Raw genomic sequence first — 26,149 nt, 5'->3', positions numbered from 1 at the left:
GTGTGATGCAACGTTCGCAGGCGCAATTAATACGGTGATGCAGCGCCAGTGCGAGACCGCAGGCTAGAAGGCCCGAGTTCCAATTTCGTTTGCACGCACACGCAAGTTTTCATGAAAACTGCGCTAATTCCCGTCGAAGCACGCCCGATTTGGGCACAGCAAAAAGGGCGCCTCGCGGCGCCCTCTGCAACTCGATGCACGCGACAATTGCCGCGAATTTTAGGACTCGAATTAGCGCTTCGAGAACTGGAAGGACTTGCGGGCCTTGGCCTTGCCGTACTTCTTGCGCTCGACCGTGCGGGAGTCGCGGGTCAGGAAGCCGCCCTTCTTGAGGACGCTGCGCAGCTCGGGCTCGAAATTCGTCAGAGCCTTCGAGATGCCGTGTCTGACAGCACCGGCCTGGCCGGAGAGACCGCCGCCGGCGACAGTGCAGATCACGTCATACTGGCCGTTACGGGCGGCAGCGACCAGCGGCTGCTGGATCATCATGCGCAGCACCGGGCGAGCGAAATAGACTTCGAACTCGCGGGTGTTGACCGAGATCTTGCCCGAGCCGGGCTTGACCCAGACACGGGCGACCGCGTCCTTGCGCTTGCCGGTGGCGTAGGCGCGGTTGAACTTGTCGACCTTCTTGACATACTTCGGCGCGTCGGGAGTGGCCGGCTTGACCTGCGAAAGCTGGTCGAGGGACTGCAACGTATCGGACATTATGCGGCCCTCGTGTTCTTGCGATTCAGGGAAGCGATATCGACCTTCTCGGGGCTCTGGGCTTCATGCGGATGATCGGCACCCGGATAGACGCGGAGGTTGCCCATCTGCATGCGGCCGAGCGGACCACGCGGGATCATGCGCTCGATCGCCTTCTCGACGACGCGCTCGGGGAAGCGACCCTCGAGGATCTGCTTCGCGGTGCGCTCCTTGATGCCACCGATGAAGCCGGTGTGCTTGTAGTAGACCTTCTGGTCGCGCTTGCGACCGGTCAGCACCACATGCGCTGCGTTGACGATGATGACGTTGTCACCGCAATCGACATGCGGGGTGTAGGTGGGCAGGTGTTTGCCGCGCAGGCGCATCGCGACGAGCGTGGCGAGACGACCGACGACCAGACCCTTGGCGTCGATCACAACCCACTTCTTCGTCACTTCGGCGGGCTTGGCCGAGAACGTGCTCATGTGTGAAATCCGTGAAAAAGAAATCGGCGCCGTATGCGCCGAACTGCGTGGCTTTCTAGAGAAGCCCCGACCCCACGTCAATGTCGGCGCGCGATAATTACACAAGCAAAAACAATGACTTAAAAATAAGGTGTAATAATACCGTGAAAAAGACTATTGATTCGGAATGGAATAGGTCGCCGTGACATGGGCGATTGGATCGGGCGAGGTGCCGGACAGCAGGTTCACCTCACCGACCGCGAGCCGCTTGCCGAGCTTGAGCAGCTTGGCGACCGCAAGCACGTCCTGGCCCGGCTGGCCCTTGCGCAGGAAATTGATGTTGAGGTTGGTGGTGACGGCGAGGCCGATCGGCCCAATCGCCGACAGCAGCACCACATACATCGCGAAATCCGCCAGCCCCATCAGGGTCGGCCCGGACACCGTGCCGCCCGGCCGCAGCATCCGCTCGCTGAAGCGCTGGCGCAGCAGCGCCGTCCCGCCGTCGGCGCTTTCGATCCTGATGTCATCGTGGGTGAATGCCTGCGGAAACTCCTTGCGCAGGAACTCCTCCAGGTCAGCCACGCTCATTTTCGCAATCGCCATGCGGTCCCTGCCCTCGCTTCAGTCTGCCTGTTACATTAAGTTGTCACAGAGACCAAAGTGGAATTTCACCATGTCCGCCCAAGCCGCCCGCGCGGAAGCGCCGCAACATCAGCCGATCCTGCTGCGCGAGACCGTCGGCAGTATCGCGTTACTGACGCTCAACCGCCCCGCGGCGCGGAACAGCCTCTCCGAAGGCCTGATCGGGGCGTTGCATGCTGCGCTGATCGATATAAGCGGTGACAAGAGCATCCGCGCCGTGGTGCTTGCCGCCAATGGCCCGGCCTTCTGCGCCGGCCACGACCTCAAGGAGCTTACCGCGCGCCGCACCGACGCCGACCGCGGCCGCGCCTATTTCGCTGAGATCATGAACGCGTGCAGCGCGATGATGCAGGCCATCGTGCATCTGCCGAAGCCGGTTGTCGCATCCGTCCAGGGCATCGCGACCGCGGCCGGCTGCCAGCTCGTCGCAAGCTGCGACCTTGCGGTCGCCTCCGAGGCCGCGGCATTTGCGACGCCGGGCGTCGATATCGGGTTGTTCTGCTCGACACCGATGGTGGCGCTGTCGCGCAACGTGCCGCGCAAGCAGGCGATGGAAATGCTGCTGACCGGTGAGCCGGTCTCCGCAGCGACCGCCCAGGGCATCGGTCTCGTCAACCACGTGGTGTCCGCAGGCACCGAACGTGACGCCGCGATTGCGCTGGCCGAGAAGGTCGCGCTGAAATCGGCCTATACGGTCAGGCTCGGCAAGGAGGCGTTCTACCGCCAGGCAGAGATGAGCCTCGCGGACGCTTATCGTTTCGCCGCCGAGGTGATGACCGAGAACATGATGGCGCGCGACGCCGAGGAAGGCATCGGCGCCTTCATCGAGAAGCGCGATCCGAAGTGGCAAGACAAGTGAATTCCCGTCATTGCGAACGAAGCGAAGCAATCCATCGCGCCACCAGGAAGTATCGATTGCTTCGTCGCTTTGCTCCTCGCGATGACGCAACCGAAAAAGACGACTAATGAATCACGACGCCTACGACGACAACTACATCCGCAGCATCCTGAACAACGTCAAATCGATCGCGATGGTTGGCGCCTCGCCGGTCAATGTGCGGCCGAGCTTTTTCGCATTCAAGTACCTCGCCCAGCGCGGCTACGACATGATCCCGGTCAACCCCGGTCATGTCGGCAAGGCGCTGATGGGCAAGCCGTTCGTCGCGTCGCTTGCGGACATCGACCGTCCGATCGACATGATCGACATCTTCCGCAACTCGAGCCACATCATGCCTGTCGTCGAGGAGGCGCTGAAATTATCGCCGCTGCCGAAGGTGATCTGGATGCAGCTCGGCGCGCGCGACGATGCCGCGGCCGAGAAGGCCGAGGCCGCGGGGCTGAAGGTGGTGATGAACCGCTGCCCGAAGATCGAGTATGGCCGGCTGTCGTCGGAAATCTCCTGGATGGGCGTCAACTCGCGCACGCTGAGTTCCAAGCGCGCGCCGATTCCGACGCAGGGCATGCGGCTGTCGCTCAACCGCACGAGCTTCGGCGGCGGCCAGACTGCGGCATCCGACCGCGCGGCGAAAAACAAGACCGAGACGACCTGACGTCGGGCTGAATAATACTTCCACTGATCCGGTATGGCGTAGGATGCCGTTCCAGGAAATGGCAGCGTCCCGAACTCGCTTGACGGCGGACGCCGCCACCATCAGCATGCCGCGCATTTCGACCAGGCCACAACAGGACGCAAAGAATGACCGATCGCCTTCCGGGATTTTCCACCCTCGCCGTGCACGCCGGCGCACAGCCTGATCCCACCACCGGCGCGCGGGCGACGCCGATCTACCAGACCACGTCATTCGTCTTCAACGACGCCGACCACGCGGCCTCGCTGTTCGGCCTGCAGGCATTCGGCAACATCTATACCCGCATCGGCAACCCGACCAACGCCGTACTCGAGGAGCGCGTCGCAGCGCTCGAGGGCGGCACCGCGGCGCTCGCGGTCGCCTCCGGCCACGCCGCGCAGCTGGTGGTGTTGCAGCAACTGCTCCGGCCCGGCGACGAGATCATCGCCGCGCGAAAACTCTATGGCGGATCGATCAACCAGTTCACCCACGCCTTCAAGGCGTTCGGCTGGAACGTGGCCTGGGCCGATCCCGACGAGATCGAAAGCTTCGAGCGCGCAGTGACGCCGCACACCAAGGCGATCTTCATCGAATCGATCGCCAACCCCGCCGGCAGCATCACCGACATCGAGGCGATCGCGGCCGTCGCGCGCAAGGCCGGCGTGCCGCTGATCGTCGACAACACGCTCGCTTCGCCCTATCTGATCAAGCCGATCGACCACGGTGCCGACATCGTCGTGCACTCCCTGACCAAGTTCCTCGGTGGCCACGGCAACTCGCTCGGCGGCATCATCGTCGACGCCGGCACCTTCGACTGGTCGAAGGACAACAAATATCCGATGCTGAGCGAGCCGCGCCCGGAATATCACGGCATCCGGATCCAGGAGACCTTTGGCAATTTCGCCTTCGCGATCGCCTGCCGCGTGCTCGGCCTGCGCGACCTCGGCCCCGCGCTGTCGCCGTTCAACGCCTTCATGATCCTGACCGGCATCGAGACGCTGCCGCTGCGCATGCAGAAGCACTGCGACAACGCCAAGGCGGTGGCGGAATTCCTCTCCACCCATCCGGCCGTGTCGGCGGTGAACTATGCCGGCCTGCCCGGCGATAAGTACAACGCGTTGCAGCGCAAATATGCACCGAAGGGCGCCGGCGCGGTGTTCACCTTCAGCCTCAAGGGCGGCTATGACGCGGGCGTCAATCTGGTGTCGAACCTGAAGCTGTTCTCTCATCTCGCCAATGTCGGCGACACCCGCTCACTGGTGATCCACCCGGCCTCCACCACCCACAGCCAGCTCGACGACGCCGCCAAGGTGAAGTCCGGCGCGGCGCCCGAGGTGGTGCGGCTGTCAATCGGCATCGAGGACAAGGAAGACCTGATCGCGGATCTCGACCAGGCCCTGCGCGCCTGATCCCGCCATTGCCGGAGCGGTGCGCGACATCGCTCCGGCAATCTTGCCCAAACGACGAGTCTCCCGTTAACGCTTAATACCGACGGGTCTCTCGTTAACGCTCAATCCGGCATAAAGTGGCAGTGATAGGCTCCGGATGATTCGGGAGACCATGGATGCTGCGCTGGATATTGCCGCTCGCGATCGCGCTGTTTGCGATACCGCCCGCTGACGCTGCCGACGGCCCTGTCGTCGCCAAGAGCCCAACCGCCAAGGCCGCGCGCCAGCTACCGGCTGGCCTGCCGCGCCGGCACTACGCCTATCGCACCACCATCACGCAGCCGACCTACGTGCGGCGCGGACGCCAGCTCGTGGTCGTCGAGCCCGCGGTGATCCCGCTGAACACGGAGCCGTACATCCCGTACGTGCCGGGTGAACCGCTGCTGCCCGGATCGTCGTCACTGCCCGGCTATTACGGCAACTGGCATTCGTACAACTATTTCGGCCCCTATTACGGCGGCGCCTATGTGACCTACTGGGACCGCCTGCCCTACGCCTGCGGCATCTACGGCTACTGCTAGCCCGGGACGAACGCGTGGCCAGATCGCCGCAGAAGAAAGCCAGCGCACCGGCCTCGGGCAATGCGGTCACCGCCGACCTCGTCGCGGTGCTGGTCGCCGTCACCGACGGCACGCCCAAGATCATGACCATCGCCGGCGGCGCCGCACTGCCGAGCGGTCCGTTCGAGTTCACCCACCGCTCGCTGCAGACCGCGCTGCGGGCCTGGGTCGAGGCGCAGACCGGCCACCCGCTCGGTTACGTCGAGCAGCTCTACACCTTTGCCGACCGCGGCCGCTCCGGCGACGCCAAGGGGCCGCACAGCGTCTCGATCAGCTATCTCGGCCTGACCCGCGAGGACAGGGTCGGCGAAGGTTTCGAGGCGCATTGGTCCGGCTGGTACGACTATTTCCCGTGGGAGGATCATCGCGCCGGCGCACCGGCTTGCCTCGCCAAGATCATCGCGCCGCAGCTGAAGGCGTGGGCGAAGGCTGCGTCGTCGCCAATGCTGCAGCGCGAGCGCTGGCAGCGCTGCGCGATCACCTTTGGTCTCGACGATCGCGACTGGAACGAAGAACTGGTGTTGCAGCGCTACGAGCTGCTCTGGGAGGCGTCGCTGATCCCGGAAGCCGGCCGCGCGCATGGCCGCGAGGCGCCTGTCGTGCCGGGCAAGCCGATGACGGCGGATCATCGCCGCATCCTCGCGACCGGGATTGCGCGGCTGCGCGCCAAGATCAAATACCGTCCGGTGGTATTCGAATTGATGCCGGCCGAGTTCACCCTGCTGCAACTGCAACGCAGTGTTGAGGCGCTCGCAGGCCGGCTGGTCCACAAGCAGAACTTCCGCCGACTCATCGAGCAGCAGGAACTCGTTGAAGAGACTGGCGCAATGGCCGCCGATACCGTCGGACGGCCGGCCAAGCTGTTCCGCTTCCGCCATGCCGTGCTGGCCGAACGGGCCGTCGCCGGCACCAAGCTGCCGCTTTCGCGCACTTGACACGCCTTATGCTCAGGATAAGTATAAGCCATCTTATGCTCAAGGAGAGTATAAATGGCCTTGCTCGATACCGATGTTCTCACCCGCACCGCGCCGCTCTATGAGCGCGTCAAACGCGTCATCCCGCCATTCGAATGGGCCACGTTTGCCGAGGACGTCGATGCGATCCTCGCGCTGAAGCGCCGCCGCAGTGCGATGGTACTGGCGCACAACTACCAGACGCCGGAGATCTTCCACGGCGTCGCCGATATCGTCGGTGACAGCCTCCTGCTCGCGCGTGAAGCGACCAAGGTCGACGCCGATGTCATCGTGCTCGCCGGCGTGCACTTCATGGCCGAGACGGCGAAGCTGCTCAATCCGGCCAAGACCGTGCTGATCCCCGACCTTGCGGCCGGCTGCTCGCTGGCCGATTCCATCACGGCCGAGGACGTGCGGCTGATGCGCGCGCGCTATCCGGATGCGCCGGTGGTCGCCTATGTGAACACATCGACCGCGGTGAAGGCGGAGTCCGACATCTGCTGCACGTCAGGCAATGCGCTCAAGGTGGTGGAATCGCTCGATGCAGAGCGCGTCATCATGCTTCCTGATGAATACCTGGCGCAGAACATCGCCAAGCAGACCAGCAAGAAGATCATCGCCTGGAAGGGCCATTGCGAGGTGCATGAGTTGTTCACCGCCGATGACGTGCGCCAGCTGCGCGAAAACTACCCTGACGTCACCGTGCTGGCGCATCCGGAATGCCCGCCCGAGGTGGTCGCTGAAGCTGACTTCGCTGGTTCGACGGCCGCGATGCAGTCGTTCGTCGAGACCAAACGCCCGCCGCGCGTCGTGCTGCTGACGGAATGCTCGATGAGCGACAACATCGCGGCGCGAAATCCCGATGTCGACTTTGTCCGCCCCTGCAATCTCTGCCCGCACATGAAGCGGATCACGCTGAAGAACATCCGCCACGCGCTGGAGACCAACCAGCACGAGGTCACGATCGACCCCGCGATCGCCGATCGCGCGCGCAAGAGCGTCGAAAGGATGCTGGCAATATGAGTACCGACGTTTCCGATCTCAACGGCCGCCCGGTGATCATCGGCGGCGGCGCCGCGGGGCTGATGACCGCGCTGCAACTTGCGCCCGAGCCGGTCGTGCTGCTGTCGAAGTCGCCGCTCGGCGCGGAAGCCTCCAGCATGTGGGCGCAAGGCGGCCTTGCCGCGCCGGTCGGCGCGGATGACACTCCTGCGCTCCATCTCGCCGATACGCTCGCGGCAGGTGCCGGCCTTTGCGATGCGGCAGCAGCGTCGCGGATCGTCCACGCCGCGCCTGCGGCCGTGGAGCATCTGGCTGAGCTCGGCGTCGCCTTCGACCGGCGCGCCGACGGCAGCTGGCGCCTCGGGCTCGAGGCCGCACACGGCCGCAACCGCATCGTGCACGCCACCGGCGACGGCACCGGCCGCGAGATCATGCGCGCGCTGATATCAGCGGTGCGCCGGACGCCGTCGATCACGCTGCTGGAAGGCGTCGAGGCGCGCCGGCTGCTGGTCGAGGACAATGCGGTCAGGGGCGTGCTTGCAGCCAGCGACCGCGGCGCGTTGACGATCATCACCAACCGCGTGGTGATCGCCACCGGCGGCATCGGCGGGCTGTTCGCCGACAGCACCAATCCCGGTGGATGTTTCGGCCAGGGGCTCGCGCTCGCCGCGCATGCCGGTGCAAAGCTGTCGGACATCGAATTCGTCCAGTTTCATCCGACTGCCTTCGACGGACCGTCACGGCCGATGCCGCTGTTGACCGAGGCGATCCGCGGCGACGGCGCGGTGGTGATCGACGAGACCGGCGAACGCTTCATGGCCGATCAACCCGGCGCCGAACTTGCGCCACGCGACATCGTCGCCCGCTCCGTCTGGCGCCACCGTGCCGCGGGGCATCGCACCTTCCTCGACGCGCGCCAACATCCGGGCGCGGAGTTCGCGCAGCGCTATCCCGTGATCAGCGCGTTCTGCAAGATGGCAGGCATCGATCCCGCCACTGACCCGATCCCGATCCGACCGGCGGTTCACTACCACATGGGCGGCATCGCGGTTGACGGCTTTGGCCGCAGCACGGTGCAGGGCCTGTGGGCCTGCGGCGAAGCCGCGCGCACCGGCCTGCACGGCGCCAACCGGCTCGCCAGCAACTCGCTGATGGAAGCGATCGTCTGCGCGCGCTGGGTCGCCGAGAGCATCGAGGGCATGAGCGCAGGACCGCGCGCGATGCTGCGCGACGATGCGATGCCGCAGGCCTCCGATCCCGTCGCCGTGCGGCCGATCCTGACCCAGGGGCTCGGCGTGTTGCGTGACCGCGACGGCATCACGCGCGCGATCCGCAGCCTCTATCCGCTCGCGCGCGGCTCCAGCGCCGCATCCGACGCTGCGCTGGTCGGCTTGATGATCGCGGTTGCCGCAATCAGGCGCGAGGAGAGCCGCGGCGGCCATTTCCGCATCGACTTCCCGCACACCGCCTTGTCGGCATCCCCGTCGTCCCTCACCCGCGCCGAGGCGCTCGCCGCCGCACGCGACATCGTAGAATCCAAGACATTCGCCAGGAGTGCCCTCTCATGACCCTCAATCCCCTGCTGCCACTGCTCTATGAACCGATCGTGCTGACCGCCTTGCGCGAGGATCTCGGTCGCGCCGGCGATATCACCGCGGATGCAATTGTACCGGCGAGCCAGCAGGCCCGGCTGGTGATGCGGGCGCGACAACCCGGTGTGATCGCCGGCCTCGACGTCGCGCGATCAGCCTTCCAGACGGTGTCTCCGGCGATCGAGCTGCGCGCCGAGCAGCCCGACGGCAGCGCGGTCGAATCCGACCAGGTCATCGCGATCATCGACGGCCCGGCCCGCAGCCTGCTCACCGCGGAACGAACCGCGCTCAACTTCCTCTGCCATCTGAGCGGCGTCGCGAGCGCAACCGCCACGCTGGTCAAGGCCGTCGCCGGCACCCGCGCGCAGATCGTCTGCACCCGCAAGACCACGCCGGGCCTGCGGGCGCTGGAGAAATATGCGGTGCGCGCCGGTGGCGGCGGCAATCACCGCTTCGGGCTCGATGACGCCGTGCTGATCAAGGACAACCACATCGCGCTCGCCGGCGGCATCCGCACCGCGGTGGAACGCGCCAAGGCCAATACCGGTCATCTCGTCAAGATCGAGGTCGAGGTCGACACGCTGTCCCAGCTCGAGGAAGCGCTGGCGCTTGGCGTCGATGCGGTGCTGCTCGACAACATGACGACCGAGCAGCTCACTCAGGCAGTGGCGATGGCGCGCGGCAAGGCACTCACCGAGGCCTCCGGCCGCATCACGGCGGCGACGGCGGCGGCGATTGCCGCCACCGGCGTTGATCTCATCTCAGTCGGCTGGGTGACCCACAGCTCGGCCACGCTCGATATCGGGCTCGACTATCTGTCCTGATCGACTAACCGGGCTGACCGACCGGAACCAGGGTCGGCTGGTCCCGCTCGGTCCGGCCCGCCGCGAAGCGCTCGGCCTGCAGCACCGCGAGCGTCAGCACCACGATGGCGACCGCCTGGTGGGTCAGCGCCAGATCGATCGGCACCTGGTGCAGCAGCGTCAGGATGCCGAGCGTTGCCTGCAGGGTGATCGCGGCGACCAGCCACCAGGCGCCCGCGATGACAGCGCCGCCGGCGCGCGCGCGCACGGCATCGATCGCATGTGCGATCGCCAACGCGAACAGCAGATAGGCGGTCATGCGATGCTCGAACTGCACCGTCAGCGTGTTGTCGAACAGGTTGCGCCACCACGGCGTCTCGAACCACAACCGGTCAGCCGACGGAATGAAGCCGCCATCGATCTCGGGCCAGGTGTTGTAGACCCTGCCTGCACGAAGCCCCGCGACGAGCGCGCCGAAATAGAGCTGCACGAAAGTCAGCACCAGCAGCACCACGCTTGTAATCTTCAGCCTGACTGGCGCGACCACGGCCGGGCGGTCAGTCAGCCGCCGCAGCGTCCAGACGATCGCCGCGAAGATCAGCAGCGCGAGCACCAGGTGCGTCGCCAGTCGATACTGCGACACCTCGACGCGCTCCGAGAGGCCGGACGCCACCATCCACCAGCCGACGCCGCCCTGCAGCGCACCGAGGCCGAAGATCACCCAGAGCCGGCGGCCGAGCTCACCGCTCACCGCGCCGCGCCACAGGAAATACAGGAACGGCAGCAGATAGGCGATGCCGATCACGCGGCCGAGCAGCCGGTGGCTCCACTCCCACCAGAAGATCGTCTTGAATTGCGCGAGCGTCATCCCGGCGTTGAGCTCGCGATATTGCGGAATCTTCCGGTAGCCCTCGAACGCCTGGGTCCACTGCGTCTCGGTCAGCGGCGGCAGCGCACCGGTCACCGGCTTCCATTCGACGATCGACAGGCCGGACTCGGTGAGCCGCGTTGCGCCGCCGACCAGCACCATCAAAGCGATCAGACCGGCGACCGCGACCAGCCAGACCCTGACGGCACGAAGCTGCGATGTCTTTGCGGAAATACCGGCCATTTCGCCCTGACTTGATTGGATTTTCGGGCCCCTTATAGTCCGGCGCGCCCGCGGCGCAAGCGCCGCCGAAACGCTTGGGATCACGAGTTGCACATATCCGCCATGGCCATACGCACCCGCAAACTGCTCGGAACCGTCTTCCTGCTCATCCTGGTGGTGGTGTGGTCGCTGCTCGGCATGACAGTCGCCCAGACCCCGTGGCTCGCCAATTCCGGCCTGTTGCAGGCGATCTTCTACGTCGTCGCCGGCCTCGGCTGGGTGCTGCCGGCGATGCCGATCGTCTCCTGGATGTCGCGGCCCGACCGCGCCTAAGGCCTGATCCGGAAAAGTGCGAAGCGGTTTTCCGAAAAGACCATGCCCAACTTAGACTCCGCTCTGGATGCTCGCGCTCCGCGTCGGCCGAACCCGCGCGAACATCACGCCCGAGAGCAGCACGCGCATGATCCGTAAAGAGCGCACACGGCCGTCCCATGCGATGCGCGGCAGGGCGTGAAGGTTGGTGCGCCCCTGCGCCTCGACGACGCCGGAGATGGTCGACACTGCGCTGGCAAAGCCGGCCTCCTCCGCCATCACCACATCCGGACGAGCGAACGCGTCGCGATCCCCGAAAGGATACGCGAAGTGCTTGATCGGCCGCCGGAGCGCACTCTCGGCGACCGCCTTTCCCATCGCCATCTCGCGCAGCGCGGCGGCCCCCTTCAGGCTCGACAGCGCCGGATAGTTCACCGTGGCGCAGCCGAGCGTCACGTTCGGATCGGCCGCGAGTTTCGCCAGATCCGCCCAGTCGAACGAGGCGCTGCGCGACAATTGCGCTGCATCGACCGAATAGCGCCGGCCGAGATCGTTCACCGCATAGGACAGATCCGACGGCGACAGCTTGCGCAGCCAGCCGGATAGGAAGTCGAACAGCTCGTATTTGTCCGACAGGCTTGAGACCACGAAGTGTCGGTCCCGGCCGTCGATCACCAGGTTGATACGGCTTTCGCGCGCGATGATATCTTCCAGTACCAGCCACCACGCCACGCCCACGCCGTCGGGAAACGCCGTCGGCAGGTAGAGGGTGAAGGGAACGCCGTGCCTGGCGAGCACGGGATAGGCATGGGTGACGATGTCCTTGGTGGCGCCGTCGAAGGTCAGGCAGGCAAAGCGCCGGCGCTCCGGCATGGTCACCGCGCGGCGGCAGGCCTCGTCCATCCCGACGATGTCGTACTGCCAGCGCTTCAGCGCGCGGATCGTGCGATCGAGCAACGCCGGCGTGATCTCCTGCGACTTCAGCGGCTGGAACCGTCCTCGACGCGCGGGGCGGACGCGCGCAAAGCGCAGGATGACCCCGGCGCCACCGACCTCGCGTTCCCGCAGCCTGAAAGCGCCGCTGAAATAGGCGAGCTCCATCCGGGCCCGTCGCAAAATCCCGTTGTCCGGCGCCAAGATCCCTCTACCCGCCCTTGCCCCGTCGGGCAGTTCCTATACGCCGCCAAGCACCCCGTTGGGCCATTGTTCTTACTCTTTGTTGACATTTCCCTGCGAAGGTCGGCCCCAGCCGAGAACTGTATATTATCACCTTAAAAAATTTAGGTTCCGAGATGACCATGGCTGCGGCAATCGAAGGCCAGACGGTGGGGACGCGAACGTGGCCGAACGCAATCCGCGTTGCAGGCGTCGACATCTTTCATGATCTCGCTGCGGCCGAGGCGACCTGGCGCAGTCTCGAGACATCGCAACACAGCTACACACCCTATCAGCGCTTCGATTTTCTTGCCAATTGGCAGCGCCAGGTCGGCGAACGCGAGGGCCAGCGGCCTTTCATCGTCGTCGCGCATGACAGCGAACGCCGGCCGCTGCTGCTGTTGCCGCTCGCCGCCGAGTCCCGTCTGGGCGCGAACTGCGCGAGCTTCATGGGCGGCAAGCACGCAACCTTCAACATGGCGCTGTGCGACAAGGATTTCGCCGCCAATGCGACCGAAGCCGATGTCACCGCCTTGATCAGCTCGATTGCCGAGCGCTCCCGCGTCGACGCGCTCGTGCTGTGTCAGCAACCGTTGCGCTGGCAGGACCTGCCCAATCCCCTCGCCTTGCTGCCGCACCAGCCTTCGGTCAACGACTGCCCGCTGCTGCAGATCGAGCCCGGCGCGGAACCTGCGGCACTGATCAGCAATTCGTTTCGCCGCCGCCTCAAGGGCAAGGAGCGCAAGCTGCAGCCGCTGCCCGGCTATCGCTATCACGTCGCGAGCGAGAGCGCCGATGTCTGCCGCCTGCTCGACTGGTTCTTCCGCGTCAAGCCGCAGCGCATGGCCGAGCAGAAGCTCCCTGACGTGTTCGCCGAGCCGGGCGTCGAGCAGTTCATTCGCAGCGCCTGCCTCGCACCGCGCGCCGACGGCAAGGGCTACGCGATCGACATCCATGCACTGGAGTGCGACGAGGAAGTGATCGCGATCTTCGCCGGCGTCTCCGACGGTCATCGCTTCTCGATGATGTTCAACACCTACACGATGTCGGCCAATTCCAAGTTCAGCCCCGGCCTGATCCTGATGCGCGACATCATCGATCGCCATGCCGGCCAGAACTACCGCGCTTTCGATCTCGGCATCGGCTCGGACGAGTACAAGCGGCTGTTCTGCAAGGACGACGAAGCGATCGTCGACAGCTTCATTCCGCTCAGCCTGCGTGGAAAGGCTGCGGCCGGCGCATTGTCGGCCATCAGCCGCGCCAAGCGCGCCGTGAAGCACAATCCCGCGCTGTTCGAGATCGCACAGAACCTGCGCAGCATGTTCCGCTGAGCACGACTGCGGACTGCGTCACGCGGACTGCCCGTCAGCCGCCGGCCGGCTGCTCTCGACGCCGAGCCGCATCATCGCATCGAACACCAGCATCGCGGCCGGCGACAGCGCGCGTTTGCGAAGCTTGATCAGCCCGTAACTCTCGAGCATCAGCTGGTCGCGGATCCGCAGCATCTTGAAGCGCTGCGGATCGAGCAGGTCGAAGATCAGCAAGGGCACCGGCACGATCGCATCGATTCCTGCGGCAATTCCGATCGAGGCGGAGAAGGACTCGGTGTTGATCATGCGCTGTGGCGGCGCAATGCCGCGGCTGTAGAACAGCCGCTCAAGCGCCTGGCGCATGAAGGATTCCCGCGGCTGGGAGATCCATTGCAGGTCGACCGTATCTTCCAGATTGACGCTGTCGAGAGCGGCCAGCGGATGCTCGGCGCGAACCAGCAGGCCGGCCTGCTCGGCGCCGATCTCGTGATAGTCGAACTGCCCGGGATCGACGCCGGCGGGTATGCGCGCAACGACGAAGTCGAGCTCGAGCGCGAGCAGACGCGCGATCAACGGCTTGCTGGTGCTGACATCAAGCGAAATGTTCACCCGGTGCAGCTTCTCGCCGAGATACTGCATGACGTCGACGACAAGGTCGATGCTGGGCTTGGCGACCGTTCCGACCGATACCGTACCGAGCTCGCCGGACCTGTAACCGGCAAACTCATCGGTGACCCGGTCAAGGTCCGCCAGCACACTCCTGCCCCCACGGATCAGAATCGAACCATAGGCCGTCGGCTCAACGCCGCGCGCCGTTCGCTCGAACAACGGAACCCGCGCCACCGCCTCGATCTCGGCCAGCATCTTCGATGCTGCCGACTGGGTGATGTTCAGGCGCTCGGCAGCCAGTTGCAGCTTGCGCTCGGTGTCGAGCGCGACCAGCAGGCGCAACTGGCGTAATTTCAGATTGTTGATCACCGCCCGCCACCATCCCGCCCGGCAAGGTTCCCGCGATTATGCCGCGGTGCATCATGACGGTTTCGCCATGGCTCCATTCCCAAATGCCATTAGTCACGCGACCGTCGATTACACAACAATGAATGCGAGGATTGCAAGGAGACTTGCAAGGGCAACGCGACAGACCGCTGCGGGTGTACAATGTGGCACCCCGGACAGCGCGGTGACCGTGCGCCGACTTGAAAACCAGAAGGGATGGGAACGATGAGCGACGATGTCGAGAAGCGCGCAATCGGAAAGATGATGCGGCGGCTGATCCCCTTCCTCATCCTGTGTTACTTTGTGGCCTATCTCGATCGCGTCAACGTCGGCTTCGCCAAGCTGCACATGAACACCGCGCTTGGCCTCAGCGAAGCCGCCTACGGGCTCGGCGCCGGTCTGTTCTTCGTCGGCTACTTCTTCTTCGAAGTGCCCTCCAACATCCTGCTGGAACGGTTTGGCGCGCGGCGCTGGATCGCCCGCATCATGATCAGCTGGGGCATCGTCTCGGCGGCATTCGCCTTCATCCCGCAGATGTCCGCGGCGAGCGGCCTGTCGAGCGAATGGATATTCTACTTCCTGCGCCTGCTGCTTGGTGCCTGCGAGGCCGGCTTTTTCCCCGGCATCATCTTCTACCTGACGCTCTGGTTCCCGACGATCTATCGCGCCCGCGTCATCAGCCTGTTCATGCTCGCGATCCCGATCTCAAGCATCATCGGGGCGCCGATCTCGGGGCTGTTGCTCAACCTGTCGGGAAGCGGTCTGACCGGGTGGCAGTGGCTGTTCATCTGCGAAGCGCTGCCGTCGGTGCTGGTCGGCTTCGCCGTGCTGGCGATGCTGCCCGACTTCCCGCGCCAGGCGAGCTGGCTGCAGCCCGAGGAGATCAAGTGGGTGCAGAACACCCTTGAGATCGAGCGGCAGAAGAAGGAGGCCGTGGAGCACATCTCGGTGATGCAATCGCTCACCGACTCGCGGGTGCTCGCCTGCGCGCTGGTGTACTTCTGCCTCAATGCAGCGAGCTACGGCGTCGCGTTCTTCCTGCCGACCATCATCAAGGCGTTTGGCGTCACCGACACCCAGACCGGCTTCATCGCCGCCCTGCCCTTCGTGTTCGGCGCGGTCGGCATGGTGCTGCTCGGCCGCCATTCCGACAAGACCGGCGAGCGGCGCTACCATGTCGCCAGCGCATTGACGCTCGCTGCCGTCGGCATCGGCCTTGCCGGGCTGGTCTCCAGTCCGGTGCTGATCGTCGGCCTGCTCTGCATCGCCCAGATCGGCGTTTCGGCGGTGCCACCGATGTTCTGGCCGATGCCGGCCAGCATCCTGAACGGCGCTTCGGCCGCGGCCGGCATTGCCGCGATCAACTCGCTCGGCAATCTGTCAGGCTTCGCCGGCCCGTTCGCCATGGGCTATCTGAAGGACCTGACCGGTGGATTCACCGCCGGCCTGCTGCTGCTCGCAGTCGTCGGATTGATCGGCGCTCTCGTCACGATCCGGCTGCGGATCGATCCGGTGCTGGAGCGAGCCGCGCGGGAGCCGATGCTGGCGCACTGAAGCGCCATTTGGAAACCGGGTGACGCCGATCTTCGAAGGGCAGCGCGATGACGACTCATCGCGCTTTGGAAGTCTTGTTCAGGCTGCGACCACCCGCGGGCCCGTCACGACCGTTTCCGACGGCGCACAGGGCTTGCTCAGCATCGTCACCTCGGAGAAGCCGACGGCCCTGAGCTGATCGACCATCGAGCGGCGTGCATCCTGCGCCATGGCGGCATCGGGCACGACGACGGCCTGCGCCTTTGCCGTCAGCAGCTCGGCCGGCAGGTCGACCGCCGAACCGGCATCCAGCAGAACGTGATCGTAGACCCGCAGCAGCGCGTCGATCGCAAGCACCAGCCGTGGCGATTGCAGATGGCTGCGATCGAAGCCCGGACGACCGGCACTGACGATCTGGACGCGCGACTGCCGATCCTTGGTGATGATCTGCGCGAACGTCGCCTCGCCCTGCATCAGTTCGGCGAGGCCGGGCGCTGCGGGATCGACGGTGGCCGCCGCCAACACCGGCGAGGACGCGACGAGATCGACCACCACAACCTTGGCCTGGCGCGCCATCAGGCGGGCCAGCGTCAGCGCGGTCGTTGTGACGCTCTCGCCGGCGGCCGGGCCGAGCACTGTGACCTTGTGGGCCACGGGACCTGCTGCGACGAGGCGCTCGGCGAGTTCGTCGATCTCGTCGACAGTCTGGGCCGGCCCGGGCTGCGGCTCGCTGACGGCAGATTCATATACAACCGCAGGCTCCAGCGGCAATTCAGGCTCAGGTGCCTGCCTGGCTGCAACAGGCGGCGCGAGCACGGGTTCAGGCGGCAGCGCCGGTGCCGGCTCGTCCACGGGTGCGGCCTCCATGACCGGCTCGCGGCGCCGGATCACGGCAGCCGCCGGCGCGAAGGCACGGCCAACCGCACCCGGCGCGGAGATCCGGAGCAACTCGCCGGTGATGATGATACCGGCCGACAGCAACAGCGTCGCCAGTGTCGCGATCAGCACGATTGGCAGCTTCTTCGGATAGGCCGGCGTGTTCGAGACCGTGGCGCGCGAGATGATGCGGCCGTCGGTCGGCGCGGCCTCGATGTTCTCGCGCGCGGTCGCCTCGCGATACTTGGCGAGATAGGCTTCCAGCAGGTCGCGCTGCGCCTTGGCCTCACGCTCCAGGCCGCGCAGCTGCACGTCCTGGCTGTTGCTCGACGACGCCTGCTTCTTCGACTGGTCGAGGCTCGCCTGCAGCGCCTGGACTCGGCCGTCGGCGACGCGGGCATCGTTGTCCAGCGAGCGTGAAATCTTGCCGGCCTCCTCGCGCAATTGCCGGTCGAGGTCCGAAATCTGCGCCTTCAATTCCTTGATGCGCGGATGGTTGTCGAGCAAGGTCGACGACTGCTCGGCAAGTTGCGCACGCAGCGTGCCGCGCTGTTCGGCGAGTCGGCGGATCAGCTCGGAATTGAGCACTTCCGAGGCCTCGATCGGCTTACCGCCCTGAAGCATCTCGCGGATCAGCCGCGCCTTGGTCTCGGCGTCCGCCTTCAGCGCGCGGGCGTTGTTGAGCTGGGTGTTCAGCTCGCCCATCTGCTGGTTCGACAGCGGGATGTTGTTGGTGCCGACGAACAGGCTCGACTTCGAGCGGAACTCCTCGACCCGAGAATCGGCGTCCGCGACCTTGCCGCGCAGCTTGTCGATCTCGCCGAGCAGCCAGGTGCTGGCGGATTTGGCCTGATCCTGCCGCGCCCCCTGCTGCAACACCAGATAGCCGTCAGCAATCGAGTTGGCGACGCGCGCCGCAAGCTCGGGATCCTCGGACTGGAATTCGATCACCATGACGCGCGACTTGTCGACCGCGAAGGCCTGGAAGCGCTCGTAGTAGGAATCGAGCACCCGCTCTTCCGGCGTCAGGCTAAACGGATCGCGGCCGATGCCGAACAGCGCCAGCAGCGACTTCAGCGGGGAAAAGCCGCGCAGCACCGGATCGAACTCCGGATGCTCGGCGAGCTTGTTCTTCTTGATGATGTCGCGTGCGAGATCGCGCGACAGCAAGAGCTGGACCTGGCTCGTCACGGCCTCGGCGTCGAGTGAGGTGCGCTCCAGATCGCGCTCGCCATTCGGGCGCAGGAAGGCGTTCTCGCGATTGTCGATCAGGATGCGCGCTTCCGACTTGTAGCGCGGCGTCACGACGTTGACCGCAGCTAGCGACAACGCGAACACCAGCACGGTCGGAACGATGATCCAGCCGCGTTTGCGCGCTAGCGCGCGGCCAAGCACATGCAGATCGAGGTCGGCGGCCTCGGCTGGACGCGCCGGCTTGTCGGAAACCGGTCTCGGCGAAGCCGGCTTGGCAACAGCCTCGTCGGCAGCGGGCGCAGACTTCGGCAACGCCCGTTGCGCGACGGCCTTTTCCTCGCCTCTACGCCAAAATGCAAAACGCATAACCGAACTCCCGCGGACGCCGCGATTCCACCTCAATGCGGGCGATTACAGTCCATTAAGGTTGCTGCTGGGTTAATCGGCGGGGTTGACGGACATGGCCGCCACCACCCGGCCCGTCATCCTTTGTTAACCATGAGTGCCGTTAATCGGACCCAGTATTTTCGCGGGATTCTTCACATGCGCGATCTGCGCGCTCCCCTTGTTTGTCTGATTGCTGCGCTCGCGCTGTCGGGCTGCATGGGACGGACGTCGCCGGTCGCCGGCGACCCGGCCCTCGATTCGATGGCGTATGGGCAGCCCTCCTTTGCTGCGCCGATTGCCTACGCCGAACCTGCGCCGCGCGCGGCCTACAATCTCGGGCCCGGCGACAAGCTTCGCGTCGTGGTCTACGGCCAGGAAGGGCTGACCAACTCCTATGCGATCGACGCCGCCGGCGCGATCACCATGCCGCTGATCGGCTCGGTGCCGGCGCGCGGCCGGACGCCGGCCGGGCTCGCTGCCGAGATCACCGCGCGGCTGCGCAACGGCTTCATCCGCGAGCCGTCGGTCGCGGTCGAGATCGAGTCCTACCGTCCGTTCTTCATCCTCGGCGAGGTCGCCGCGCCCGGCCAATATCCCTACGTGCCCAACATGACGGTCGAGAGCGCGGTGGCAATCGCCGGCGGCTTCTCGCCGCGCGCCCGGCGCGACGAGGTCACCCTCACCCACACCGATGCATCGGGCGCGGGCCGCTTCGTCGCTCCCCTGGGCACGCCGATCGGACCCGGCGACACCGTGTTCGTCGGCGAACGCTGGTTCTGATCGATGGCGCAGGACCCAAACCAGCAACCGCCGCTCCGCATCCTGCACGTCGTTCGTGCCCCGGTCGGCGGCATCATTCGTCACATCCTCGATGTCGCCAACGGCCAGATCGAGCGCGGTCACCATGTCGGCATCGTCGCCGACAGCCTGACCGGCGGTACCCGCGCCGACGCGGTGCTGGCCGAGATAGAACCGCGCCTCAAGCTCGGCGTCCACCGGGTGGCGATACGCCGCGAGCCGCGCTTCGCCGACTTCATGGTCTGGGCGCATATCGCCGGCCTGATCCGCAAGCTGAAGCCCGATGTCGTGCACGGCCATGGCGCCAAGGCCGGCGCCTATGTCCGGCTGCGGCGGCGGTCGAACAAGGTGATCCGGGTCTACACGCCGCATGGCGGCTCGCTGCACTACCCGCTCGACACCTGGAAGGGCCGCTTCTACAGCCAGCTCGAGCGCACGCTGATGAACAGCACCGACCTGTTCCTGTTCGAGAGTGCGTTCGCCCGCGACACCTATCAGCGCACCGTGGGCAAGCCTGCCGGCCTCGTGCGCTGCGTCTTCAACGGCGTCACCTCAGAAGAATTCGAACCGGTCCCCAAGGCCGACGACGCCTCCGACGTGGCCTATGTCGGTGAGTTCCGGCGCATCAAGGGCGCCGATCTCCTGATCGACGCGGTCGCCAAGCTGCGCGCCGACGGCAAGCCGGTGACGCTGACGCTCGGCGGCGACGGCGAAGAATTCGAACGCCTCAAGGAGCAGGTAAAGCGGCTGTCGCTCGGCGATGCCGTCCGCTTCATCGGCCACGTCAAGGCGCGCTTCGGCTTCTCCAAGGGCAGCGTGCTGGTGGTCCCCTCGCGTGGCGATTCGATGCCCTATGTGGTGATAGAGGCGGGAGCGGCCGGTGTTCCGATGATCGCCGCCAATGTCGGCGGCATCCCGGAGATCTTCGACACCCACACCGACGCCCTGTTCGCGCCGAGCAATGCGGCCGCGATGGCCGAGGCGATCAAGGCCGCGCTCGACAATCCGACTGCGACCGCGGCGCGCGCCGAGCGACTGCGCGAGCGGATCTCCGAACATTTCTCGCAGAACGCAATGGTCGAGGGCGTGCTGGCCGGCTACCGGGACGCATTTGCCAAACGTTAACCATCTCTTACGCACGTAACCGTTTCTTCCGATTTGTCCCCTTAAGTCACGTCCCGGGGAATTTCGCTGCTGCGCGCGGATGCCCATCTGCAAGCGCAGGAATGGACGTGGACTCGTGGAACCGTTTAACGCACGCTCGATGCTGGATGCCGCTGCGTCGGCGACGGCCACCAAGCCGCAGGTCGAACGCCGCCGCCGCCTGTCGCCGGCCGCGCTCGCCGTCACCAATCAAAAAGTTCGCGGCGCCTACTCGCCGGTCGTGATCGCCGGCGTGGTTCGCCTCGCCGATTTCGTGCTGCTGAGCCTGGTCGGCGTCGGGCTCTATTTCGCCTATGTCAGGCCGCTCGCCGGCGACATCCACTGGGGATACATCGCCTCGATCCTCGGCATGTCGGCTGCGGCCGTGGTCTGCTTCCAGGCCGCGGACATCTACCAGGTGCAGGTCTTCCGCGGCCAGCTCCGCCAGATGACGCGGATGATCTCATCGTGGGCCTTCGTGTTCCTGCTGTTCATCGGGGTCTCCTTCCTGGTCAAGCTCGGCGGCGAGGTCTCGCGGGTCTGGCTGTCGTCGTTCTTCTGCGTCGGCCTTGCGGTCTTGATCGCCGAACGGCTGGCGCTGCGCTCGATGGTGCGCGCCTGGGCGCATGACGGCCGGCTCGACCGCCGCACCATCATCGTCGGCGCCGACCAGAACGGCGAGAAGCTGATCGAGGCGCTGAACGCCGACGATGATTCCGACATCCACGTGCTCGGCGTGTTCGACGACCGCAATGACAGCAGGGCCACGGAGACCTGCGCCGGTTCACCGAAGCTCGGCAAGGTCGACGACATCGTCGAGTTCGCCCGCCGCACCCGCGTCGACCTCGTGCTGTTCGCGCTGCCGATCTCGGCAGAGACCCGCATCCTGGAGATGCTGAAGAAGCTCTGGGTGCTGCCGGTCGACATCCGCCTGTCGGCCCATACCAACAAGCTGCGCTTCCGGCCCCGCTCCTATTCCTATCTCGGCAAGGTACCGACACTTGATGTCTTCGAGGCGCCGATCACCGACTGGGATCTGGTGCTGAAATGGCTGTTCGACCGCGTCGTGGGCGGCCTGGCCTTGCTTGCCGCGCTGCCGGTCTTGGGACTGGTGGCGCTCGCGGTGAAGCTCGACAGCCCCGGCCCGGTGCTGTTCCGCCAGAAGCGCTTCGGCTTCAACAATGAGCGCATCGACGTCTACAAATTCCGTTCGCTCTACCACCACCAGGCCGATCCCACCGCCTCCAAGGTGGTGACCAAGAACGATCCGCGCGTCACCCGCGTCGGCCGCTTCATCCGCAAGACTTCGCTCGACGAACTGCCGCAGCTGTTCAACGTCGTGCTGAAGGGCAATCTCTCGCTGGTCGGCCCGCGCCCGCACGCCGTGCAGAGCAAGCTGGAGAACCGGCTGTTCGACGAGGCCGTCGACGGCTACTTCGCCCGCCACCGCGTCAAGCCAGGGATCACCGGCTGGGCGCAGATCAACGGCTGGCGCGGCGAGGTCGACACTGACGAGAAGATCCAGAAGCGCGTCGAATACGACCTCTATTACATCGAGAACTGGTCGGTGCTGTTCGACCTCTACATTCTGCTCAAGACCCCGTTCTCGCTGATTACAAAGAACGAGAACGCGTACTGAGACCTGAGACCAACTGCCGTCATTGCGAGCACAGCGATGCAATCCATGCTGCGGCTCGGGGACAGGTGGATTGCTTCGTCGCTTCGCTCCTCGCAATGACGAAGCAATCGAGTGTTTTGTACCGCGTTGCGTGAGTATCCGATGGCCTATGCGGCGACAGCCGGGACTTCCCAATCGTTGACATCGGCGCCGTCAGGCGTGCTGGCGTTGCAGCGGGCGCTGATCTGGCTGGCCGGCGCGTCGATGGCCATCGTGTTCATCGAACCGAGCCCGTATGAACTCGTCACACTGACCGCCTGCGTGCTGTTCTTCGCCACGGGCCTGCGCATGCAGCTGGTGTTCATGCCGCTGCTGTTCACGCTGATCGTGCTCAATGTCGGCTACAGCATCGGCGCGGTGCCGTTCCTCGACAAGCCGGAGGTGGTGAACTGGGTCCTCACCTCCTGGTACATGGCCGTCACCGTGATCTTCTTCGCGATGGTGATGTCGGAGGACACCGAAGCCCGGCTCGACATGCTGCGCCGCGGCCTGATCGTCGGCGCGATGATCGCCTCGCTCGCGGGCATCGCCGGCTATTTTCACCTGGTGCCCGGCGGCTACGATCTGCTGACGCTGTATGATCGCGCCCGCGGCACCTTCAAGGATCCCAACGTGCTCGGCGCGTTCCTGATCCTGCCGGCGCTTTTCACGCTACAGAGCGTCGTCTCCGACCGCTTCGGCAAGGCATTCCGCAATGCTATCGCGTTCGGCATCATCTCGCTTGCGATCCTGCTGTCGTTCTCCCGCGCCGCCTGGGGCGGCCTCTTGATCACTGCGGCCTTCATGCTGGCGCTGATGGTGTTCACCAGCCGCTCCCAGGCGCAGCGTTCGCGCATCATCGTGATGACGCTGATCGCGGCGGTCCTGGCTGTTGCGCTGATTGCGGTGCTGCTCTCGATCGGCTCGGTCGCCGACATGTTCAAGCAGCGCGCGAGCTTCGACCAGAGCTATGACGAAGGCCGCTTCGGCCGGTTCGGCCGCCACATCCTCGGCGCCCAGATGGCGCTCGAATTGCCGTTCGGCATAGGACCGCTGCAATTCCACACCTACTTCCCCGAGGACACCCACAACTCCTATCTCAATGCCTTCATGTCGGGCGGCTGGATCTCGGGGGTCTGCTATCCCGCGCTGGTGTTCGTCACCGCGATCATCGGCTTCCGTTACGTGTATACGCGGGTGCCGTGGCAGCGCGGTTATCTCGCGCTGTTCTCGGCATTCCTCGGCTTCGTCGGCGAGAGCTTCATCATCGACACCGACCATTGGCGGCACTTCTGGATGATGCTGGGCACGATGTGGGGCATGTACGCGGCGGCCGAGCACACCCGCGCGACGTCGACCGAGGTCATCGACGAGACTTCGGCGGCAGCTTGAGATCGGCGCGCTGCTCCGGCGGCATCTCGATCACCGCCTTCAATGCTTCGGTCGCCTGCAAGACGCCCTTGTAGCCGTCATTGGCGAAGCGCAGCAGCAGGCGCAGCTCGTCGTCGGTGTAGCTGCTCCAGAGCTTGAGCATCGCCTCCTGCATCGGCACGTAGAACTTGCCGATCTCCATCGCCTTTTCCTCCACCACCGAGATGAAGACCTTGCGGCGGTCGCTCTCGTCCCGCTCGCGGCGCACGTAGCCGGCCTTCTCCAGGCGATCGACCACGCCGGTGATCGCACCGGTGGTCAGCCCGGTGACTTCCGCGAGACGCCCCGCAGTGACCCTTCCTTCAAGGTTGAGGATGTCCATGCACTCCATATCGGAATTGGAAATTCCGGCCATGTTTGCAACGGCTTGGCCATACATCACGCCCTGCGCCGAGGATCGGCGCATGGCCTCCTCGAGTTGCTGCATCAGCGCATCGCGCGATTTGGCGCTTGACAAGTGCGACCTCTTACCTCAGAAGATAAATATCTTAGCAACTAAGATGATTAGCCGCTAATCCTTCCTAGCCGACAAGGATGCATGGAGCAAGCCATGATGACCAGACGTCCCCGCAAGGCACTCATCATCGGCGCCGGGATCGCCGGTCCGGTGGCCGCGATGTTCCTGACCCGCGCCGGCATCGAGGTCGAGCTCTATGAGGCCTGGCCCTACTCCACCGGGATCGGCGGCGGCCTGCAGATCGCGCCCAACGGCATGCATGTGCTGGCAGAGCTCGGCCTTGCCGACGAACTGATCCGCAACGGCTCGATCGCGGAGTCATTCGATTTCTATTCGCAGAGCGGCAAGAAGCTCGGCTCGCTCAATCAGAATATGCAGCAGCGCTTCGGCCAGCCCGCGGTGAACATGTGCCGCGCAACCCTGAACGAGACTCTGATCGACAAGGCCTGGGCCTCCAACGTCTCGGTGTTCTTCGAGAAGAAGCTGGTCAGGATCGAGGACCGCGGCGACCAGCCCGTCATCGCCTATTTCAACGACGGCACCACCGCCGAGGGCGATTTCGTGATCGGCGCCGACGGCGTGCATTCGGCGGTACGGCGGCACGTGATCCCGGACGGCCCGACGCCGTTCGATACCGGGTTGCTCGGCTTCGGCGGCTTCGTACCGCGCAAGGTGATCGAGCATCTGCCGATCGGCCAGAAGGTCGAGACCACGTTCGGACAAAGCGGCTTCTTCGGCTACGGCCTGTGCAGCCCCGATCCGGACGCGGGTGCGATGTGGTGGAGCACGCAGCCGTCGCGCGGCATGACCGCGGCGGCCTACCGATTGCAGACCCAGGATGCGATCAAGCAGCATCTGCGCGACTTCCACGCCGGCTGGCATGCGCCGATCCCCGATATCATCGCAGCCGCCGAGGACATCGTGGTGACCGACACGCTCGACGTTGCGACGCTGCCGACTTGGTCGCGCAAGCGCACGCTCTTGATCGGCGACGCCGCGCACGCCACCAGCCCGCATGCCGGTCAGGGCGCGTCGCTCGCGCTGGAGGACGCCCTGCGGCTCGGCACGCTGATGCGCGACGGCCAGGAGCTCGGCATGACGTTCCAGGCCTTCGAGCACGAGCGGCGCCCGCGCGCCGAAAAGATCGTGGCGATCGCCCGCCGCAACGGCAACAGCAAGCGCGAGTTCAGCCCAACCGGCGCCTGGCTTCGCGATCACATGCTGAAGCTGATCCTGCCGGTGTCGTCGAAGGGCATGGACTTCATGTACGCGTACAATCCGCGCGCGGCGGCGTAGTGCTGGCTGTCATGCCTCGCGAAAGCGGGGCATCCAGTATTTCAGAGACGTTTGTGCTCGAGCGGAGAAGCCGCGGAGTACTGAATCGCCCGGTCGAGCCGCGATGACATCGAGGACAACTACTTCTCGACCTCGAAGGTCAGTCCGGCGTGATCGACCAGGCGCTTGATGAGCTTGCCCTGCATCGCGGCTCCCGGGGTCCAGAAGCCCGGTGCGACATCGGGCGTGTCGCGCAACAGGCAGATCGCGCATTCCGAGATCATCTTCGAGGTCGAGCCGTAGCCGGGATCGCGATCGCCCTTGATGCCGGCGCGGACCATGCGGCCGTCGGGCGCCACCGCGAGGTAGAGCAGATCGTAGCGGCCGTTCTCACGCTCTTCCTTTGACGGGCCTTCGCCCGGCTTCGGTGCACTCGGACCGGTCTTCTCGGAATTCAGCGCCATCACCTTCTTGGCATTGGCCTCGCCCTTCTCGCCGGGCCCGGTCAGGACCATCTCGTCGTAGACGAAGTCCTGTCCGTAGGGAAAGCCCATCAGCATGTTGGAGCGATGGACGTTGCGCGTGTTGATCAGCGCCATCATGAACGGCGCGGTCCAGGAGTGCAGATCTTCCTCGTAAGTCGGCTTGCTGCCGCGCGGCTGCTTCGGCCCCTCGAAGCCCGGTGTCAACGCGAACGGATTGTTGAGGATCGCGACCAGGCTGAGGTCCTTGGCGACCGCATCGAACGTCGCCTTGGCGCTCGCCGCGGTGCCGCCGGACAGCGTGCCGCGCATGTCGCGCACGCGGCCTTTGACG

The 26,149-nt window shown here is 65.3% G+C and carries 25 protein-coding genes; 16 read left to right on the top strand and 9 right to left on the bottom strand.

Going from position 1 to position 26,149, the window contains the following annotated elements:
• Window positions 1–231 precede the first annotated feature (231 nt).
• The 3 genes from rpsI to H8A92_RS19775 all read right to left on the bottom strand — a co-directional run bounded on the left by rpsI (window position 232) and on the right by H8A92_RS19775 (window position 1,754).
• Window positions 232–708, bottom strand: coding sequence for a 30S ribosomal protein S9 (rpsI, locus tag H8A92_RS19785; RefSeq protein ID WP_229183249.1), 477 nt, complete (start codon window positions 706–708; stop codon window positions 232–234).
• Complete coding sequence (gene rplM / locus H8A92_RS19780) at window positions 708–1,172, bottom strand: 50S ribosomal protein L13 (protein ID WP_229183248.1); 465 nt, start codon at window positions 1,170–1,172, stop codon at window positions 708–710. Before rplM ends, rpsI begins: the two co-directional genes overlap by 1 nt.
• Window positions 1,173–1,325: 153 nt before the next feature.
• Window positions 1,326–1,754: a PaaI family thioesterase gene (locus tag H8A92_RS19775; protein WP_229197314.1), complete on the bottom strand. Its 429-nt coding sequence runs from the start codon at window positions 1,752–1,754 to the stop codon at window positions 1,326–1,328.
• A gap of 70 nt (window positions 1,755–1,824) precedes the next feature.
• Between H8A92_RS19775 and H8A92_RS19770 the strand changes: the two genes are divergently transcribed.
• The 8 genes from H8A92_RS19770 (at window position 1,825) to nadC (ending at window position 9,740) form a co-directional block, all read left to right on the top strand.
• Entirely contained in the window at window positions 1,825–2,652 is an 828-nt protein-coding gene (locus tag H8A92_RS19770; RefSeq protein WP_229197313.1) for an enoyl-CoA hydratase, read from the top strand.
• A 106-nt stretch (window positions 2,653–2,758) separates the two neighbouring features.
• Window positions 2,759–3,343 (top strand): CoA-binding protein, encoded by a 585-nt coding sequence (locus H8A92_RS19765; protein ID WP_229197312.1) that lies wholly within the window; start codon window positions 2,759–2,761, stop codon window positions 3,341–3,343.
• Window positions 3,344–3,489: 146 nt separating this feature from the next.
• Window positions 3,490–4,770: an O-acetylhomoserine aminocarboxypropyltransferase gene (locus tag H8A92_RS19760; RefSeq protein ID WP_229197311.1), complete on the top strand. Its 1,281-nt coding sequence runs from the start codon at window positions 3,490–3,492 to the stop codon at window positions 4,768–4,770.
• A 155-nt stretch (window positions 4,771–4,925) separates the two neighbouring features.
• Complete coding sequence (locus H8A92_RS19755) at window positions 4,926–5,330, top strand: hypothetical protein (protein ID WP_229197310.1); 405 nt, start codon at window positions 4,926–4,928, stop codon at window positions 5,328–5,330.
• A gap of 14 nt (window positions 5,331–5,344) precedes the next feature.
• Window positions 5,345–6,304 carry an NUDIX hydrolase gene (locus H8A92_RS19750; RefSeq protein ID WP_229197309.1) on the top strand — a complete coding sequence of 320 codons (960 nt, stop codon included), beginning with the start codon at window positions 5,345–5,347 and terminating at the stop codon, window positions 6,302–6,304.
• 54 nt (window positions 6,305–6,358) lie between these two features.
• Window positions 6,359–7,345 carry a quinolinate synthase NadA gene (gene nadA / locus H8A92_RS19745; RefSeq protein ID WP_229197308.1) on the top strand — a complete coding sequence of 329 codons (987 nt, stop codon included), beginning with the start codon at window positions 6,359–6,361 and terminating at the stop codon, window positions 7,343–7,345.
• Window positions 7,342–8,892 (top strand): L-aspartate oxidase, encoded by a 1,551-nt coding sequence (locus H8A92_RS19740; protein WP_229197307.1) that lies wholly within the window; start codon window positions 7,342–7,344, stop codon window positions 8,890–8,892. Before nadA ends, H8A92_RS19740 begins: the two co-directional genes overlap by 4 nt.
• The gene (nadC, locus tag H8A92_RS19735; protein ID WP_229197306.1) at window positions 8,889–9,740 is read left to right on the top strand and encodes a carboxylating nicotinate-nucleotide diphosphorylase; all 852 of its coding nucleotides are present in this window, start codon (window positions 8,889–8,891) and stop codon (window positions 9,738–9,740) included. The genes H8A92_RS19740 and nadC overlap by 4 nt, the downstream gene beginning before the upstream one ends.
• 4 nt (window positions 9,741–9,744) lie before the next feature.
• Here nadC and H8A92_RS19730 read toward each other — a convergent pair whose 3' ends face one another.
• A complete protein-coding gene (locus H8A92_RS19730; protein ID WP_229197305.1) occupies window positions 9,745–10,830 on the bottom strand; it encodes a COX15/CtaA family protein in 1,086 nt (361 codons plus the stop codon).
• Window positions 10,831–10,932: 102 nt separating this feature from the next.
• Here H8A92_RS19730 and H8A92_RS19725 point away from each other — a divergent pair, with 102 nt between their 5' ends.
• Window positions 10,933–11,142 (top strand): DUF2842 domain-containing protein, encoded by a 210-nt coding sequence (locus H8A92_RS19725; RefSeq protein ID WP_229197304.1) that lies wholly within the window; start codon window positions 10,933–10,935, stop codon window positions 11,140–11,142.
• A gap of 51 nt (window positions 11,143–11,193) precedes the next feature.
• Here the strand turns inward: H8A92_RS19725 and H8A92_RS19720 are convergent, their stop codons facing one another.
• A complete protein-coding gene (locus H8A92_RS19720) occupies window positions 11,194–12,258 on the bottom strand; it encodes a polysaccharide deacetylase family protein (protein WP_229197303.1) in 1,065 nt (354 codons plus the stop codon).
• A gap of 155 nt (window positions 12,259–12,413) precedes the next feature.
• Here H8A92_RS19720 and H8A92_RS19715 point away from each other — a divergent pair, with 155 nt between their 5' ends.
• A complete protein-coding gene (locus H8A92_RS19715) occupies window positions 12,414–13,607 on the top strand; it encodes a GNAT family N-acetyltransferase (protein ID WP_229197302.1) in 1,194 nt (397 codons plus the stop codon).
• A gap of 18 nt (window positions 13,608–13,625) precedes the next feature.
• Here the strand turns inward: H8A92_RS19715 and H8A92_RS19710 are convergent, their stop codons facing one another.
• Window positions 13,626–14,564 carry a LysR family transcriptional regulator gene (locus H8A92_RS19710; protein WP_229197301.1) on the bottom strand — a complete coding sequence of 313 codons (939 nt, stop codon included), beginning with the start codon at window positions 14,562–14,564 and terminating at the stop codon, window positions 13,626–13,628.
• Between the two features lie 234 nt (window positions 14,565–14,798).
• On the opposite strand from H8A92_RS19710, the gene H8A92_RS19705 reads away from it, so the two are divergent.
• Entirely contained in the window at window positions 14,799–16,136 is a 1,338-nt protein-coding gene (locus H8A92_RS19705; protein WP_420831342.1) for an MFS transporter, read from the top strand.
• 78 nt (window positions 16,137–16,214) lie between these two features.
• Here the strand turns inward: H8A92_RS19705 and H8A92_RS19700 are convergent, their stop codons facing one another.
• Window positions 16,215–18,551: a GumC family protein gene (locus H8A92_RS19700; protein WP_229197299.1), complete on the bottom strand. Its 2,337-nt coding sequence runs from the start codon at window positions 18,549–18,551 to the stop codon at window positions 16,215–16,217.
• Between the two features lie 177 nt (window positions 18,552–18,728).
• Here H8A92_RS19700 and H8A92_RS19695 point away from each other — a divergent pair, with 177 nt between their 5' ends.
• From H8A92_RS19695 to H8A92_RS19680, 4 genes are all read left to right on the top strand, one after another.
• Window positions 18,729–19,352 carry a polysaccharide biosynthesis/export family protein gene (locus H8A92_RS19695; protein WP_229197298.1) on the top strand — a complete coding sequence of 208 codons (624 nt, stop codon included), beginning with the start codon at window positions 18,729–18,731 and terminating at the stop codon, window positions 19,350–19,352.
• A 3-nt stretch (window positions 19,353–19,355) separates the two neighbouring features.
• Window positions 19,356–20,495 carry a glycosyltransferase family 4 protein gene (locus H8A92_RS19690; protein ID WP_229197297.1) on the top strand — a complete coding sequence of 380 codons (1,140 nt, stop codon included), beginning with the start codon at window positions 19,356–19,358 and terminating at the stop codon, window positions 20,493–20,495.
• Window positions 20,496–20,610: 115 nt separating this feature from the next.
• A complete protein-coding gene (locus H8A92_RS19685) occupies window positions 20,611–22,152 on the top strand; it encodes an undecaprenyl-phosphate glucose phosphotransferase (protein WP_229197296.1) in 1,542 nt (513 codons plus the stop codon).
• A gap of 141 nt (window positions 22,153–22,293) precedes the next feature.
• Window positions 22,294–23,562, top strand: coding sequence for an O-antigen ligase family protein (locus H8A92_RS19680; protein ID WP_229197295.1), 1,269 nt, complete (start codon window positions 22,294–22,296; stop codon window positions 23,560–23,562).
• On the opposite strand, the gene H8A92_RS19675 is transcribed toward H8A92_RS19680, so the two are convergent.
• Window positions 23,534–24,007: a MarR family transcriptional regulator gene (locus H8A92_RS19675; RefSeq protein ID WP_229197330.1), complete on the bottom strand. Its 474-nt coding sequence runs from the start codon at window positions 24,005–24,007 to the stop codon at window positions 23,534–23,536. The two genes, H8A92_RS19680 and H8A92_RS19675, sit on opposite strands and share 29 nt — an antisense overlap.
• A 147-nt stretch (window positions 24,008–24,154) precedes the next feature.
• Here H8A92_RS19675 and H8A92_RS19670 point away from each other — a divergent pair, with 147 nt between their 5' ends.
• Window positions 24,155–25,354, top strand: coding sequence for an FAD-dependent oxidoreductase (locus H8A92_RS19670; protein ID WP_229197294.1), 1,200 nt, complete (start codon window positions 24,155–24,157; stop codon window positions 25,352–25,354).
• A gap of 119 nt (window positions 25,355–25,473) precedes the next feature.
• Here H8A92_RS19670 and H8A92_RS19665 read toward each other — a convergent pair.
• Window positions 25,474–26,149 (bottom strand): saccharopine dehydrogenase family protein (locus H8A92_RS19665; RefSeq protein WP_476695695.1); only part of this gene is annotated, 676 nt, incomplete at its 5' end.

This window comes from Bradyrhizobium acaciae, from assembly GCF_020889785.1.
Lineage (GTDB): Bacteria > Pseudomonadota > Alphaproteobacteria > Rhizobiales > Xanthobacteraceae > Bradyrhizobium > Bradyrhizobium acaciae.
This window is presented reverse-complemented; position numbering and strand designations above follow the sequence as displayed.

Excerpts from the sequence above, each read along its gene's own strand:
- H8A92_RS19675 (WP_229197330.1), bottom strand. The coding sequence starts at position 24,007 with ATGCGCCGATCCTCGGCGCAGGGCGTGATGTATGGCCAAGCCGTTGCA.
- H8A92_RS19730 (WP_229197305.1), bottom strand. The coding sequence starts at position 10,830 with ATGGCCGGTATTTCCGCAAAGACATCGCAGCTTCGTGCCGTCAGGGTC.
- H8A92_RS19775 (WP_229197314.1), bottom strand. The coding sequence starts at position 1,754 with ATGGCGATTGCGAAAATGAGCGTGGCTGACCTGGAGGAGTTCCTGCGC.
- H8A92_RS19765 (WP_229197312.1), top strand. The coding sequence starts at position 2,759 with ATGAATCACGACGCCTACGACGACAACTACATCCGCAGCATCCTGAAC.
- H8A92_RS19705 (WP_420831342.1), top strand. The coding sequence starts at position 14,799 with ATGGGAACGATGAGCGACGATGTCGAGAAGCGCGCAATCGGAAAGATG.
- H8A92_RS19755 (WP_229197310.1), top strand. The coding sequence starts at position 4,926 with ATGCTGCGCTGGATATTGCCGCTCGCGATCGCGCTGTTTGCGATACCG.
- H8A92_RS19690 (WP_229197297.1), top strand. The coding sequence starts at position 19,356 with ATGGCGCAGGACCCAAACCAGCAACCGCCGCTCCGCATCCTGCACGTC.
- H8A92_RS19760 (WP_229197311.1), top strand. The coding sequence starts at position 3,490 with ATGACCGATCGCCTTCCGGGATTTTCCACCCTCGCCGTGCACGCCGGC.
- nadA (WP_229197308.1), top strand. The coding sequence starts at position 6,359 with ATGGCCTTGCTCGATACCGATGTTCTCACCCGCACCGCGCCGCTCTAT.
- H8A92_RS19725 (WP_229197304.1), top strand. The coding sequence starts at position 10,933 with ATGGCCATACGCACCCGCAAACTGCTCGGAACCGTCTTCCTGCTCATC.
- H8A92_RS19770 (WP_229197313.1), top strand. The coding sequence starts at position 1,825 with ATGTCCGCCCAAGCCGCCCGCGCGGAAGCGCCGCAACATCAGCCGATC.
- H8A92_RS19695 (WP_229197298.1), top strand. The coding sequence starts at position 18,729 with ATGCGCGATCTGCGCGCTCCCCTTGTTTGTCTGATTGCTGCGCTCGCG.
- rplM (WP_229183248.1), bottom strand. The coding sequence starts at position 1,172 with ATGAGCACGTTCTCGGCCAAGCCCGCCGAAGTGACGAAGAAGTGGGTT.
- H8A92_RS19680 (WP_229197295.1), top strand. The coding sequence starts at position 22,294 with ATGGCCTATGCGGCGACAGCCGGGACTTCCCAATCGTTGACATCGGCG.
- H8A92_RS19740 (WP_229197307.1), top strand. The coding sequence starts at position 7,342 with ATGAGTACCGACGTTTCCGATCTCAACGGCCGCCCGGTGATCATCGGC.
- nadC (WP_229197306.1), top strand. The coding sequence starts at position 8,889 with ATGACCCTCAATCCCCTGCTGCCACTGCTCTATGAACCGATCGTGCTG.
- H8A92_RS19700 (WP_229197299.1), bottom strand. The coding sequence starts at position 18,551 with ATGCGTTTTGCATTTTGGCGTAGAGGCGAGGAAAAGGCCGTCGCGCAA.
- H8A92_RS19670 (WP_229197294.1), top strand. The coding sequence starts at position 24,155 with ATGACCAGACGTCCCCGCAAGGCACTCATCATCGGCGCCGGGATCGCC.
- H8A92_RS19715 (WP_229197302.1), top strand. The coding sequence starts at position 12,414 with ATGACCATGGCTGCGGCAATCGAAGGCCAGACGGTGGGGACGCGAACG.
- rpsI (WP_229183249.1), bottom strand. The coding sequence starts at position 708 with ATGTCCGATACGTTGCAGTCCCTCGACCAGCTTTCGCAGGTCAAGCCG.